Source organism: Natrinema thermotolerans, assembly GCF_031165565.1.
GTDB lineage: Archaea > Halobacteriota > Halobacteria > Halobacteriales > Natrialbaceae > Natrinema > Natrinema thermotolerans.
This window is the reverse complement of record NZ_CP101873.1, coordinates 329,188-342,132: the sequence shown is the minus strand read 5'-3', so window position 1 is coordinate 342,132 and position 12,945 is coordinate 329,188. Positions and strand designations below refer to the sequence as shown.

The following is a 12,945-nucleotide window of genomic DNA, read 5'->3' as shown; positions in this document are numbered from 1 at the left end:
CAAAATGGAAGAGTGGACGCCGGGCGGCCTCCCGGGTAGGGGTACTTTGGAGGCGACCCCCGGCCCACATCACGGAATTATTGTGGCCCTACATCGACCAGCGACGGCTGTGGGTCGACCGGCAGTATCCCGAAGGTCCAAACCGGTCGCGCCGCGAGTACCCGCATGGAGTTCGACGAGTGGGAACCGGTCTACGAGGCCATTCTCGAGGACTTCGGCTACGGTCGGGCCGGCGACGAGCGTGGTCGCGACCTGCTGGAATCGCTGCTCGAGACGTCGTTCGAGCCGACGGCACTCCCGATCGGGCCGGACGCGACGGTGGCCATCGCGGGGGCCGGTCCGTCGCTAACTGACGATCGGAGCCTCGAGCGGGCGCGCGAGGCCGATGTCGTCCTCGCCGCATCGACCGCCGTCGACACGCTCGCGAGCTGCGGGATCGACGCCGACTGTATGGTGACCGACCTCGACAAGAACCCCGAGACCGTCGAGCGGCTCACCCACCAGGGGGTCCCGGTCGCGGTTCACGGCCACGGCGACAACCGCGAGGCGATCCGCGAGGTCGTGCCGAACTGCGACCACGCGTCCATCGTGCCGACGACCCAGGCCGCACCGACAGGACCGGTCCGGAACTTCGGGGGCTTTACCGACGGCGACCGAGCGGCCTTTCTCGCCGATCACCTCGGGGCCGCCGATCTGGTCTTCGTCGGCTGGGACTTCGATGATCCAGCGGTCGATGACGTGAAATCGCACAAACTCGAGTGGGCCGAGCGACTGCTCTACTGGCTCGAGGGCCGACGCGGCGATCGATTCGGCGTCCTCGACGGACGGCGGGACGACATCGAGACTGCCTCCCTCCCGATCGACTCCCGCTGACGACGCCGTCGTCGGCGCTTTCCGCGGACTCCGTAGCCGTCACTGAATCCGATACTCGACGATGTCGTCACAGCCACAGGCCGGACACGTCGCGGCCGACTCGAGCGTCGTCCCACACCGCCGACACTCCTCGATTACCGTCCGGTCGTCGCTCCGGAGCAGTACCGCCTCGAGCGTCTTTCGTACGGTCGATCCGGTCGTGGAATCGCTCCCCGCTTGTCCACCCATAGCAGTTCGGTCACTCATATCACAGTTCGTTATTGTCCGATTATCCGAACTGACACGAACGGTGATGTGACCCGGGCCGATAACCGATGGCCCACAGTGGTCTCCCGCGGCGGTAATCGGCCCCTAGACGCCCGTCTCGCGGGTCGACGGCTCCCCGTCGACGGGCCGGTAGCGACGGGGCGTCCCCTCGAGGCGATCGACCCGTCCCTGCCGCTCGAGGGTCCGCAGGTGTGCCGCCGCCTCGCCGGCCCCGAACTTGACGTGGATCCCCGCGAGATCGCCGAACAGGTCGCCGGCGAGATCCCAGGGGGTCGCAGTGCCGCGTCGTTCGAGCGCCGCGAACACCCGACGGGAGCGCTCCCGGTGGTGGGTCAGGATCTCGGCGACGCGTCCGGACTCGACGGCGGTGCCGTGGCCGGGCAGGAGTCGCTCGGACCGGTCAGCGAGTCGCTCGAGCGTCCGCCGAAACGCCGCCAGTGGGTCGTGATCGATCGCCGCGCTACCGGCCGCCGGATCGTCGCACCGGACCGGGTTGACCGCCGTCGGGCGAAGGGTCCGGGTATCGCTCCCGCCGACGTTCGGCGTGGTGGTCGGCAGGACGGCGTCGCCGACCAGGACGAATCCGTCGCCGGCGAAGGCGGTGTGCCCGAGCGTGTGCCCCGGCGTCGCGATCGCCTCGAGCCCCGCGACCCGGTCGCCGTCCGCGAGTCGCTCGACGGGCGTCTCGTCGGGCATCGCCGAGACGGCGTCGCCGTCGATGACCTCGCCGACGGCGTCGGCCGGCACGCCCCAGGCGTCCATCGTCGCGGCGTCGCGCTCGAGGCGGCGCTCGCGCGCCTCGGCGTAGTCGGCGACCAGCGGCGCGTCGCCGGCCCCCATCGCCAGCGCCGCGTCCGCGGCCGCGGCCAGCCGCGGCGCGAGGCCGGCGTGATCCGCGTGCCAGTGAGTCACGAGGACGTACTCCAGCGCCGCCGGCTCGACGCCGGTTCGCTCGAGGCCCGCTCGGAGGTCGCGCCACGCGCGGTCGGTCGGCGGTCCGGGGTCGACGACGGCCCGATCGCCAACGAGGTACGCACTGTTGGTCCCTTCCGGCGCGTCCCCGCCAACGTCGATGCGCGTGATCTCGTCGGCAGTCATTCCCGCGACTCTCGGGCGGCGGGCGTCTTAGTTCCCCGTCGTTCGCCGGCCGATACCGTCTCCGTGTAGGGTCGTGAGAGGCTTCCCTTCAGGTTCACGGTCGACGAACGCCGCGGGCCCTCGGACAACTAAAATAGTGCGTCGAGTTCCCCGCCGGTGTCCATCAGGGACGTAAACGCCTCGTCGGCCTGCGCCCGGACGTCCTCGGTCGTCTCCTGAGCCTCGATGGCGACCTGCTGGAGCTGGTCGATCCGCGGCACGTCGGTGACTCCCGACAGCAGGACGATCGTCCCGACCTCGCTCCGGTCGGGCAGGGGGTAATCGCCACCGCGGATCTCCATGCTTCCCGTCTCGTCCTCGAGCCACTGCCGGCCGCGCTCGACGCCCTTGCGGTTGAGCCGGCTCGGCGGGCCGGTGGCGACGACCAGCCCGCGGTCGGCGCTGGCGACGTCACAGGGCAGGGTCAGCCGGCCGAGCGTGGCCTTGCGGACGAGGCTCGTCAGCCGGTTGGTCGCCGCGCCCTCGTCGAATCCATCGTCGCCGGTCAGCGACGAGAGCAGTCCGTCGTCGGTCTCGACCGTCTCGCTGGCGTACCCGATAGTGGAGACGCCGCCGCCCGAGAGCGTGTTGATGATCTCCGAGGAGTCGACGACGCTTTCGGCGACGTGATCGCCCTGGTCGATCTCGCCGGCGGCGAAGAGGAGCCCGAACCGCTCGACGATCTCGCGGTTGATCCGGTCGTAGCCGCCCGCGACCGACTCGCCGGCGCTGCGCCATGCGTCGTTGTCGAAGACCAGCAGGTTGTCGACCTCGTCGACGAACGTGCGGAACGACCGGGCCGCGTTGAGCGTGTAGATCCCGCCCTCGTCGGTCCCGGGGAGGATCCCGAGCCCGTAGACGGGTTGGGTGTAGATCCGTCGGAGGTGTTTCGCGAGGACCGGTGCGCCGCCGCTCCCGGTGCCGCCGCCCATGCCAGCGACGACGAGGAAGGCGTCGATTTCGTGGACCGGAATCCGATCGATCGCGCCCTGTATCTCGTCGATGTCCGCCTCGGCGATTTCGGCACCGAGTTCGTTGTCCGCGCCGACGCCGTGGCCTTTCACCCGGGCCTGTCCGACGAGGACGCGGTTCCGTTCCGGGACGCGCTCGAGCCCTTTCAGGTCCGTCGTCGCGGAATTGACCGCGATTGCGGACTCGACGAAGCCGCCGCCGGTCCGCTCGTCGAACGCCAGGAACTCGTCGACGACCTTCCCGCCTGCCTGACCGAAGCCGATGAGTGCGAGTTTCATAGCTGTCTGTCGTGGCCGTTCCCCGGCGCGGCCGCGACCGATCACTCGGGATCGGCCGCCGCGACCGGAATGGGAACGGGTTCCACGAATCGAGCGTCGACAGCATCGGGCATTGTTATGGCCGACATATACCTGAGGAAAAGACAGTCATCGAACCGCTACCCTTCGTTAGTGAACACGTTCAGCGATCGATTACTATCATCAATTCGTGACCGTTCGGATCGCCGATCGATCTCGTGGAGAAAGGCCGCGACCACGTCGCCGCCATCCCCACGCTTTCGGTCCTCGAGCCCCGACTGCGACCGTGAACGTCTTCTGGCATCGCCGGGATCTCCGGCCCGACGACAACCGCGGACTGGCACGCGCCGCGGCCGCCGACGAGTCGGTCGTTCCGCTGTTCGTCCTCGATCCGACGGTCCTCGACCACGCCTCGCCCGTCCGGGTCGCGACGTTGCTCGAGGCCCTCGAGGATCTGCGGTCGCAGTACCGAGATCGCGGGAGCGATCTGCTCGTCGTCCGCGGCGAGGCGAGCGCGGCCGTTCCCGAGGTCGCGGCCGAGTACGACGCGACGACGGTCGTCTGGAACGAGGACTACAGCGGGCTCGCACGCGAGCGCGACCGGGCGGTCCGGGCGGCCCTCGAGGACGAGGGCATCGCCGCCGAGTCGCTCCACGACGCGATCCATCACGAACCGGGCTCGATCACGCCCAATCAGGGCGATCACTACTCGGTGTTTTCCTACTTCTGGAAGAAGTGGCGCGACCGGGACAAACGCGAGCCCGCGGTCGAACCGGATGCGGACGACCTCGCGGCCGTCTCGGGCGAGCCGATCCCGACGCTTTCGGACCTCGGATTCGACGAACCCGAGGCGACGCCGCCGACGGTGACGACGGCGGCGGCTCGAGAGCGGGTCGCCGACTTCTGTTCGGGGCCGATCTACGACTACGCGGACCGGCGCGATTACCCGGCCGAGAGCGGCACGTCGCGGCTCTCGCCGCAGCTGAAGTGGGGGACGATCGGCCCGCGGGAGCTGTACGCGGCGACCGAGCGGGCAGCCGAGCGAGCCGAGAGCGACGACGACCGCGAGAGCGTCCGCGAGTTCCAGCGCCAGCTCGCCTGGCGGGAGTTCTACGCCCACGTCCTCGCGTTCAATCCCGAAACCGTCACCGAGGATTTCAGTGGCTACGAGAACGACATCGAGTGGCACGACGATCCCGACGCGCTCGCCGCGTGGCAGGCCGGCGAGACGGGGTGTCCGATCGTCGACGCGGGGATGCGCCAACTCCAAGCCGAGGGATGGATGCACAACCGCGTGCGGATGCTCGTGGCCTCGTTTCTGACCAAGGACCTCCTGCTCGACTGGCGGGCCGGCTACGACTGGTTCCGTCGGAAGTTGGCCGACCACGACACCGCAAACGACGTCGGCGGCTGGCAGTGGGCGGCCTCGACCGGCACTGACGCCCAGCCGTACTTCCGGGTGTTCAACCCGATGAAACAGGGCCGCGAGTACGACCCCGATGCCGAGTATATCCGCGAGTACGTCCCCGAATTCGCCGACGCGAGCCCCGCGGAGATCCACGGCTGGCACGAACTGTCCGATGCGGAGCGAAAGCGAATCGCCCCCGACTACCCGGCCCCGATCGTCGACCACGCGGCCCGCCGCGAGCAGGCGATCGCGATGTTCGAGCGGGCACGCGACGACTCGTAGCCGTCGACCCAGCCGTCCGATCGCGTCCCGTCGCCGTCGGCGACCGATCAACGGCACCTGCCCCTTCTAATGACTGAGCCGATACGAAGGTATTACCTATAGGCATCAAAGTCCACGTTTGCCACCACCCTTATCCGGCGGACTCTCTTAGCGGCTAGTATGTCCTCTCCGGACGAACCGTCGACGCCGAATGGAGAGGTGCCGCCCTCTCAGGCGATCATCGAGGCGATCGCCGCGCACGAAGGCGTCGACGTCACCGAGATCGAGCCCCCGGCCTACGAGCCGCTGTTTACCGCGGTCAACCCGGAGGCGCTCGACGAACTGTTCCGAACCGCCGCGGGAACCGAAAGCAACGCGGTGGTCTCCCTCGAGTACGAGGGCTACGAGATCGTCGTTCGCGCCGATGGCGTCGAGGTCCGCGATCGGGGCCGCCGACGAGTCGGTTAGCCGGGCCATCGAGGAGTAAGTCGCCTCAGTCGGCCCAGTAGGCCTCGCCCGGCTGTGTCTCGAAGACCGCTCGATCGAGCAGTTCGATCGCCTTCTCGAGGCCCTCCCGTGAACTCGTCAGCGAGTCCTCGTGTTCGATGCTTAGGGTGCCGTCGTAGCCGACCAGCCGGAGCGCCGAGACGATATCCTTCCAGTGGGCCTCGCCGTGCCCGTAGCCGACCGACCGGAAGAGCCACGATCGGTTCGGTTCGTCGTCGTAGGCGGTCGTGTCCAGCACCCCTTTCTCGCGGGCCTGCGCGTCGTAGATCTTGGTGTCCTTGGCGTGGACGTGGTGGATCGCGTCGCGCTCGCCCAGATAGCGGATCGCGTCGGTGATGGTGATTCCCTGCCAGTAGAGGTGGGATGGATCGAAATTCGCCCCGATCCGCTCGCCGGTCTCCTCGCGGAGCCGTGCCAGCCCGTGGGGTTCGTAGATCAACATGTTCGGATGCATCTCGATCGCGACGTCGACCCCGTGATCGGCCGCGTCGTCGGCGATCTCGCCCCAGTAGTCGATCGCCCGTCCCCACTGGTACTCGAGCGCGTCGGCGTGTTCGGGTGGCCACGGCGCGGTGATCCAGTTGGGAACCTCGTCGTCGGGGCCGCCCGCGGGCAGCCCCGAGAAACAGGTGACGGCGTCGACCTCGAGCTGGGCGGCCAGCCGGATCGCCTCCCGGAGTTCGGTGTCGGCCTCGGCGGCCCGCTCGTCGTCGGGGTGGAGCGGGTTGTTGTGGGTCGCGAGCGCACTGATCTCCATGTCACACTCCTCGAGAAGGTCCCCCAACTCGGCCTGTGCGGTCTCGTCGTCGAGGTACTCGGACCGGACGAGGTGATCCTGCCCCGGGTGGCCGCCGACGCCGGGTTCGATCGCGTCGACGCCGAGGTCGTCGAGATAAGGTAGCGCACTCTCGAGTTGTTCGTCGGCCAGCGGCGGGGTGTGGACGCCGATCTGCATAGGTCAGCGACCACGGCCGCGGGGATAAAACGAGGGCAGGCAGCCGATGGCGGCCGGTCGCTCGCCGCTGGGCTGTGGGTCCTTTTCACTCGTCGATCCTGACCGTCCGTCCCTCCTCGCTCGAGCGGTAGATCCCGTCGACGAGCCGCTGGACCGTCAACGCTTCCTGAACGCTGTCGGCACACGTGCCCACCGCATCGCCGTCCCCGACTATCCGGCCGAAGAACGCCCGCTGTTCGTCCGAGTGGGTGTCGTTCTGCCGCGTTTCGATCGTCGTGTCCTCGAGGTGGTCGGGGCCGACATTGCTCGCGGAGTGGACGCTGAGATCGCCCTCGAGGAGGTCGAAGCGGGCGGCCGCGTCGGTTCCCCGGGCGACGAACTCGTGGGTGGCCGGCCGGTTGGTCGCCCACGCGACCTCGAGCGAGATGGTCCGGTTGTCCCCACAGCGGATGAACGCGCTGGCGGAGTCGTCGACGTCGAACCCGCCCGGTCCGGCGTCCTCGGCCCACATATCGAGGTAGGCGTACTCCTCGCGGGAGCCGAACACCCCGCGCGAGACGCCGGTCACCTCCTCGACTGCGGGATACTCGAGCAGGTACAGTGCGAGATCGATCGCGTGGACGCCGAGATCGATCAACGCACCGCCGCCGGCGATCTGTCGGCGGGTGAACCACGACCCCCGTCCGGGGATGCCGCGTCGCCGAACGTAGTTCGCCTCGATATGTGAGACGTCGCCGAGATCCCCCCGTTCGATGCGGTTTTTGACGATCCGGACCGTGTTCGCAAAGCGGTTGTTGAACCCGACCATGCCGACCCCGTCCGAGGCCGCCGCGGCCTCGGCGATCCGCTTGGCGCTGTCGATCGAGTGGGCCAGTGGCTTCTCGAGGAGGACGTGTAACCCGCGTTCGAACGCGTCGACGGCGTACTCCTCGTGGTACTTGTTCGGGGTCGTGATGATGACGGCGTCGACGCCGTCGTATAACGCCCGGTGGTCGTCGTAAACGTCGACGTCGTATCGCCGGGCGAACCGTGTCCGGGCCTCAGCAGCGACGTCCATGCCACCGACCAGCGGGACGCCGAGGTCGACGAGTCGCTCTGCGTGGTACTGGCCGATGTTTCCGAGGCCGACGATGCCGGTTTTGATATCAGTTCGGTCAGGTGTCATTGTCTGGGAGGCCGCTGCGAGCGTCTCGTCTCGATCTGATACACCGATAGTCGCTATATCGAATATGGGGGCTCGAAGACCTTCGATCCGTCGCCAAACGACGAGTGGGTGGAGTCGGATCGGCGGGGCCGATCAGGTGTCGGCTTCCGTCGGTGTCGTCCCCGGTTCCCGTCCCGATCGGTCCGTCAACCCGTGGAGCAAGGCGTCACCGGAGGCCGTCTCGAAGAGGTGGATCTTCGAACGGTCCAACACGACGTCGACGTCTTCGCCCGCCTCGATCTCCGTATCGGGGGTAACGCTCATCAGCAACTGATTTGGCGAGGTAGCGGGGTCCTGTTCCATCGACCCGGCCGCGGCCTCGGAGAGCAACAGGTAGACGAAGACCTCGTCGCCCATCGGCTCGAGGACGTCGGTCCGGGCCCCGATCCGATCGGTCGAGTCGGTCAGCGAGTCGGCGTACCGGGTCAAGTGGACGTCCTCCGGTCTGACACCGAGGGTAACGGCGTCGCCGACGCCGACTTCCGACAGCTGCGAGGGATCGAGGTCGACGGTGAAGTTGTTCGTCTCGAGACCGTCCTCGACGAGCGTTCCCTCGACGAAGTTCATCGAGGGTGAGCCGATGAAGCCGGCGACGAAGAGGTTCGTGGGTTCGTTGTAACAGGTAAGCGGTGCGGCGATCTGCTGGAGTCGGCCGTCGTTCAGGACGGCGATCCGGTTGGACATCGTCATCGCCTCCGCCTGATCGTGGGTGACGTAGATGACCGTCGCGTCCAGCTCCCGATGGAGCCGCTGGAGTTCAGTCCGCATGTGGACCCGCAGCTTCGCGTCGAGGTTGGCAAGCGGCTCGTCCATCAGGAACACGTCGGGGTTGCGCACGATTGCGCGGGCGATGCCGACCCGCTGTTGCTGGCCACCGGACATCTCCGAGGGCATCCGATCGAGCATCCCCTCGAGCTGGACGATATCGGCCGCTTCCTCGACGCGACGGCGGACCTCCTCGTCGTCGTATTTCCGGAGCCGGAGCCCGAAGGAGATGTTCTCGTAGACGTCCATGTGGGGGAACAGGGCGATGTTCTGGAAGACCATCGCGACCCCCCGGTCCTTCGGGGCGAGGTCGGTGACCTCGTCGTCGCCGATGTAGACCCGTCCCTCGGTGGGCTGGGTCAGCCCCGCGACCGTCTCCATCGTCGTCGACTTCCCACAGCCCGAGGGGCCGACGAAAGTGACGAACTCGCCGTCCTCGACCTCGAGGCTGATGTCGTCGACCGCCGTTTCCTCACCGTACCGTTTCGTGATGTTCTCGAGTCGTACTCGTGCCATTGTGTTACTCTTTGAGTGCGCCCGCGGTCAGTCCGCTCACGATCTTTTCCTGTGCGATGACCACGAGGATCGCGACGGGGATCACCCCGAGGATGCTCGCGGCGGCCATGAGGTGGTACAGGACCTGGTACTGGCCCTGATAGGCCAGAATGCCGTCGAGGATCGGTGCCCAGTTCTCCGGCTGGCCGTCGGTCATCAGGAACGAGAAGAAGAACTCGTTGTAGGTTGCGATGAACGTCAACACGCCCGCGGTCGCGACGCCGGGGGCCGACAGCGGGATGATGACCCGGAACAGCGCGCCGAGTCGCGTCGTCCCCTCGACCCGGGCCGCGTCCTCTAGCCCGTCGGGGATCTGTCCGTAGAAGGTCGTGAGGATGAAGATCGCCAGCGGCATGAAGATCGCCGACAGTGGCGTCACGAGGGCAAAGGGCGTGTTGTAGAGGGTCCCGTCGCCGGTGATCGGCTCGAGGAAGAAAAAGGAGGTGTTGAACAGGTCGTTCAGCGGGATGAAGAAGGCCGCCGGCGGGAAAAAGGAGATCACCAGCACTAACAGCATCAGCGGCGTTCGGCCGGGGAACTCGAGGCGGCCGAACGCGTAGCCGGCGAGGCTGGCGACGACGAGGACGACGGCCGTCGAGGCAAGCGCGATCACGAAGCTGTTGAACATGTAGACGTGGAAGGGGATGACCTGGAACACTTCGACGAACGCGCCGGGGTTGAAGCCGTTCGGCGTGAAGACGATGTTCTGGAGCTGTCCCTCCGGCGTCAGCGCGACCATGAGCAGCCAGTAGAAGGGAAACAGCGTCGTAAAGAGGAAAAAGACCGCGGCGACGTAGAACATCGCCCGGTAGACCCGGTCCGGGTTCTCGATGGAATCGGCGACCCACTGCTGAAACGGGCCCCGGTCGAGTTCCGCGTCCCGGCCGTCTTTGAGGATCGAGGCGTCGTCGGACCCGCTCGCAGGTGTGCCGCCGTCGGGGCGGCGAAGCGTCGGATCGCGTGGCGGATCGGCTCCCGACTCGTCGATGCCGCTTGGATCGGTGGTGTCTCGTGGATCGGACATCAGTACATCCCTCCTTCGGTGTCGCGAAACAGCAGCAGGTAGATGCCGATGATCAGGCCGATGACCAGCGCCGTCCCGAAGGCCACGGCGGCGGCGGTCGCGTAGATGCGCGTGCCGCCGAACATCGCCTCGACGACGAGGCAGGTCAGCGACGGCACCGTCGTACAGCCGGCCGTCGACTCGATCAGTCCGAACACCCGCATCGCGTCCATCGTTCGGAACAACATTGCGACGAGCAGAGCCGGCATCACCAGCGGGAGCGTGATGAGTTTGAACCGCTGCCATGGCGAGGCCCCGGCCACGCGCGCGACATCGTACAGGCTGCGGTCGACGCTTTGTAGCCCCGCGAGGATCAGCAGGGCCATAAAGGCCGACGACTTCCAGATGTCGGCCACGAGGATGATGATGAAGGCGTCGCGGCTGTTGGCAAGCGGCGTCGCGCTGAAGATTCCCAGGCTCTGCATGAGGTCGGAGCCGAATCCGACCGTCGGCTGAAAGAGGAGAAAGAAGATCATTCCCTGGATGACGATCGGCACCGCCCACGGGAGGATGATCGCCACGCGGACCCACCGTCGTCCCCGGAAGTCCTGATCGAGGACGTAGGCCTGTCCGAACCCGATCACCGTCTCCATGACGACGCTGATGACCGCGAACGCGAGCGTGACGAACAACGCCTGCTGGAAGAACGGGGTCCCGAGTTCGACGAAGGGAAACGACGAGGTCAGTCCCACGTCGAGGAACTGCCGGGCCAGCCGTGCGTTCCCCGTGAGGATGTCGACGTAGTTCTCGATGCCGACGAACCCGCCAAGCGGGTCCAGCCCTCGCGTCTGATCGGCGCGCAGCGACATGACGAACGTCCGGAGCATCGGGTAGAACGCGACCAGCGTCAACAGCGCGAACGCCGGCAATAACAGCAGGTACGCGTACGCCGCCTCGCTCAGTCCCTCCATCCAGTTGACGACGGCATTGCCGGTCCGCTCCCGGTCTTGGCGCCGTCCGGTGTCGCCGATCCCGTCCGTCTCTGTGTCAGTCGCCATCGGTAGCCACCTCCGCCTCGCTCTGCTCGAGTTCCTCGGCGAGATCGTTCATCGCCGCCTCGGGCGATTGCACGCCGCGATAGGCCGCGTTTACCGACTGATAGATCAGCGCGGACTGCTCGGGCCAGAGGTCGGTCGCCGGTCGCGGGATCGCGTTCTCGCTGGCCAACTGGACCACGTCGGCGTAGCGAGCGACAGGGCCGACGTCGTCCGGGTCCGCCTCCGCGACCAGATCGAGGTTCGGGGGGAGATACCCCCCGAGTTCGAACACCGCGAGCATGACCTCCTCGGTGGCGAACGCCTCGAGGACCTGCAGTGCCTCCGCCTGCCGATCCGAGAACGGGCTCACGGCGAGGTTCCAGCCGCCAAGTGCCGCCGTGGTGCCGCCGGTACCTTGGTACTCGGCGTTGGACTCCGAGACCGCGTACGGCCGGGTCATCACGCCCAAATCCTCGCCGAAGGCCTCCTCCGTGCCCGTCTGTGCGATCGCGAACGACCAGTTCCGGTTCGAGACGGCGCTCCCGTCCGCGAACGGACTGAGCGACTGCTGTTCGGTCCACTGGACGACCGCCGACGGGCAGATCTGTGCGAACTGGTCGGCACTGCTTTGCTCGCCCTCGATGAACGATCGCATCATCCGGATCGCGTCGATCACCGGCTCTTCGTCGACCGCAATCGGCCGCTCGCCGGCGGTAAACAGGTTGTCGGTGCCGCCGAAGTAGGCCCCGCCCCAGGAGGTCATCACCTCGTTAAACGTACAACAGGACAGCCCCTCGTACGCGGCCGCCTGCGTCGTGAACCCGTAGTCGAGGCCGGCCCCGTCTCGCGCGTCACGGACCGCCGACGCGAACTCCTCCCAGCGGGGCGGGTCGGTCCCCCAGCCGCTCGTATCGTAGCCGGCGTCCTCGAGCAGGTCCTGGCGGTACAGGGTAAAACCCAGATCAGGGAACAGCGGCAGCGCGTGGAGATCACCGGTCTGGGGGTCCCGCGCCGTCTCGAGGATCGCCTCGAGATAGTCGCTGTTGACCCGCTCGAGGACGTCCTCGGACAGCTCTTCGGTCAGGTTGACCGTCTGGTTTCGGAGGATAAACGGGACCGTCCAGCCGCTGTCCATCATGTGGATGTCCGGCGGGGCTCGACCCGCCTCGAGGGCCGACTGGGCGGTCTGCATCCGTGACGCGGAGTCGCTGACGACGGTCTGGATCTCGATGTTGATGTCCTCGTTCAGTCCCGCATCCCAGAGCGCTTGCTGGACCGACGGCCCGTCGCCGTCGCCCTGGATGATCCCCGCGACGCCCGAATCGGCGGTCATCACGACGGTGTTCGGGCCCGGGCCCCGACTGAGGCAGCCGGCGACCCCCACGGCTCCCGCCGTCGCGGCCGCCGTCCCGGTCAGGAACGACCGCCGTCCGGCGCTGAAGCGGTCGTCCCCGCCGGTGGTATCTCGTCCCATGCGAGGGGACGGACCACGGTCACCACCTTAATTGTTAGCTGTAAATATGATAATAAAAGCTGACTGTCCCGATAACGGTTCCGTTACGCGGACGCGGGCGTACGAGCCACGGTCGAGCCGGTTTCGGGCGGCTCGCAGGGCGGCGTCTAGTCGCCGATTTCGAGGCGACGGTCGGCAGGTGCCGGCCGAGCGTATTCGACCGTGGGCGTCGGATCCAGGGCGATCGACTCC

General features: G+C 67.2%; 12 protein-coding genes. 3 read left to right on the top strand and 9 right to left on the bottom strand.

Translation table 11 applies throughout. The features are described from left to right. The first annotated feature begins 165 nt into the window (after positions 1–165). Complete coding sequence (locus tag NP511_RS01775) at positions 166–873, top strand: 6-hydroxymethylpterin diphosphokinase MptE-like protein (RefSeq protein WP_049964164.1); 708 nt, start codon at positions 166–168, stop codon at positions 871–873. A 39-nt stretch (positions 874–912) separates the two neighbouring features. On the opposite strand, the gene NP511_RS01770 is transcribed toward NP511_RS01775, so the two are convergent. The 3 genes from NP511_RS01770 to NP511_RS01760 form a co-directional block, all read right to left on the bottom strand. Further along, positions 913–1,101, bottom strand: a complete 189-nt coding sequence (locus NP511_RS01770) for a hypothetical protein (protein WP_006648686.1) — start codon at positions 1,099–1,101, stop codon at positions 913–915. Positions 1,102–1,224: 123 nt separating this feature from the next. After that, positions 1,225–2,238: an MBL fold metallo-hydrolase gene (locus NP511_RS01765; protein ID WP_049964163.1), complete on the bottom strand. Its 1,014-nt coding sequence runs from the start codon at positions 2,236–2,238 to the stop codon at positions 1,225–1,227. A gap of 128 nt (positions 2,239–2,366) precedes the next feature. Then, positions 2,367–3,527, bottom strand: coding sequence for a tubulin/FtsZ family protein (locus NP511_RS01760; RefSeq protein WP_006648684.1), 1,161 nt, complete (start codon positions 3,525–3,527; stop codon positions 2,367–2,369). A gap of 304 nt (positions 3,528–3,831) precedes the next feature. On the opposite strand from NP511_RS01760, the gene NP511_RS01755 reads away from it, so the two are divergent. Further along, on the top strand, positions 3,832–5,235 hold the full coding sequence (locus NP511_RS01755) for a cryptochrome/photolyase family protein (protein WP_049964162.1): 1,404 nt from the start codon (positions 3,832–3,834) through the stop codon (positions 5,233–5,235). Between the two features lie 159 nt (positions 5,236–5,394). Next, positions 5,395–5,682, top strand: a complete 288-nt coding sequence (locus NP511_RS01750; RefSeq protein ID WP_049964161.1) for a HalOD1 output domain-containing protein — start codon at positions 5,395–5,397, stop codon at positions 5,680–5,682. A 25-nt stretch (positions 5,683–5,707) separates the two neighbouring features. Here the strand turns inward: NP511_RS01750 and NP511_RS01745 are convergent, their stop codons facing one another. The 6 genes from NP511_RS01745 to NP511_RS01720 form a co-directional block, all read right to left on the bottom strand. Beyond that, positions 5,708–6,676, bottom strand: coding sequence for a sugar phosphate isomerase/epimerase family protein (locus NP511_RS01745; protein WP_049964160.1), 969 nt, complete (start codon positions 6,674–6,676; stop codon positions 5,708–5,710). An 85-nt stretch (positions 6,677–6,761) separates the two neighbouring features. Then, positions 6,762–7,841 carry a Gfo/Idh/MocA family protein gene (locus NP511_RS01740; RefSeq protein WP_049964159.1) on the bottom strand — a complete coding sequence of 360 codons (1,080 nt, stop codon included), beginning with the start codon at positions 7,839–7,841 and terminating at the stop codon, positions 6,762–6,764. Positions 7,842–7,973: 132 nt separating this feature from the next. Next, complete coding sequence (locus tag NP511_RS01735; protein ID WP_049964158.1) at positions 7,974–9,161, bottom strand: ABC transporter ATP-binding protein; 1,188 nt, start codon at positions 9,159–9,161, stop codon at positions 7,974–7,976. A 4-nt stretch (positions 9,162–9,165) separates the two neighbouring features. Then, a complete protein-coding gene (locus NP511_RS01730; protein ID WP_006648677.1) occupies positions 9,166–10,224 on the bottom strand; it encodes a carbohydrate ABC transporter permease in 1,059 nt (352 codons plus the stop codon). Further along, complete coding sequence (locus NP511_RS01725) at positions 10,224–11,261, bottom strand: carbohydrate ABC transporter permease (protein WP_049964157.1); 1,038 nt, start codon at positions 11,259–11,261, stop codon at positions 10,224–10,226. The genes NP511_RS01730 and NP511_RS01725 overlap by 1 nt, the downstream gene beginning before the upstream one ends. After that, positions 11,251–12,714 (bottom strand): extracellular solute-binding protein, encoded by a 1,464-nt coding sequence (locus tag NP511_RS01720; RefSeq protein ID WP_049964156.1) that lies wholly within the window; start codon positions 12,712–12,714, stop codon positions 11,251–11,253. The genes NP511_RS01725 and NP511_RS01720 overlap by 11 nt, the downstream gene beginning before the upstream one ends. Positions 12,715–12,945 lie beyond the last annotated feature (231 nt).

Excerpts from the sequence above, each read along its gene's own strand:
- NP511_RS01725 (WP_049964157.1), bottom strand. The coding sequence starts at position 11,261 with ATGGCGACTGACACAGAGACGGACGGGATCGGCGACACCGGACGGCGC.
- NP511_RS01740 (WP_049964159.1), bottom strand. The coding sequence starts at position 7,841 with ATGACACCTGACCGAACTGATATCAAAACCGGCATCGTCGGCCTCGGA.
- NP511_RS01745 (WP_049964160.1), bottom strand. The coding sequence starts at position 6,676 with ATGCAGATCGGCGTCCACACCCCGCCGCTGGCCGACGAACAACTCGAG.
- NP511_RS01770 (WP_006648686.1), bottom strand. The coding sequence starts at position 1,101 with ATGGGTGGACAAGCGGGGAGCGATTCCACGACCGGATCGACCGTACGA.
- NP511_RS01765 (WP_049964163.1), bottom strand. The coding sequence starts at position 2,238 with ATGACTGCCGACGAGATCACGCGCATCGACGTTGGCGGGGACGCGCCG.
- NP511_RS01750 (WP_049964161.1), top strand. The coding sequence starts at position 5,395 with ATGTCCTCTCCGGACGAACCGTCGACGCCGAATGGAGAGGTGCCGCCC.
- NP511_RS01730 (WP_006648677.1), bottom strand. The coding sequence starts at position 10,224 with ATGTCCGATCCACGAGACACCACCGATCCAAGCGGCATCGACGAGTCG.
- NP511_RS01775 (WP_049964164.1), top strand. The coding sequence starts at position 166 with ATGGAGTTCGACGAGTGGGAACCGGTCTACGAGGCCATTCTCGAGGAC.
- NP511_RS01720 (WP_049964156.1), bottom strand. The coding sequence starts at position 12,714 with ATGGGACGAGATACCACCGGCGGGGACGACCGCTTCAGCGCCGGACGG.
- NP511_RS01760 (WP_006648684.1), bottom strand. The coding sequence starts at position 3,527 with ATGAAACTCGCACTCATCGGCTTCGGTCAGGCAGGCGGGAAGGTCGTC.
- NP511_RS01735 (WP_049964158.1), bottom strand. The coding sequence starts at position 9,161 with ATGGCACGAGTACGACTCGAGAACATCACGAAACGGTACGGTGAGGAA.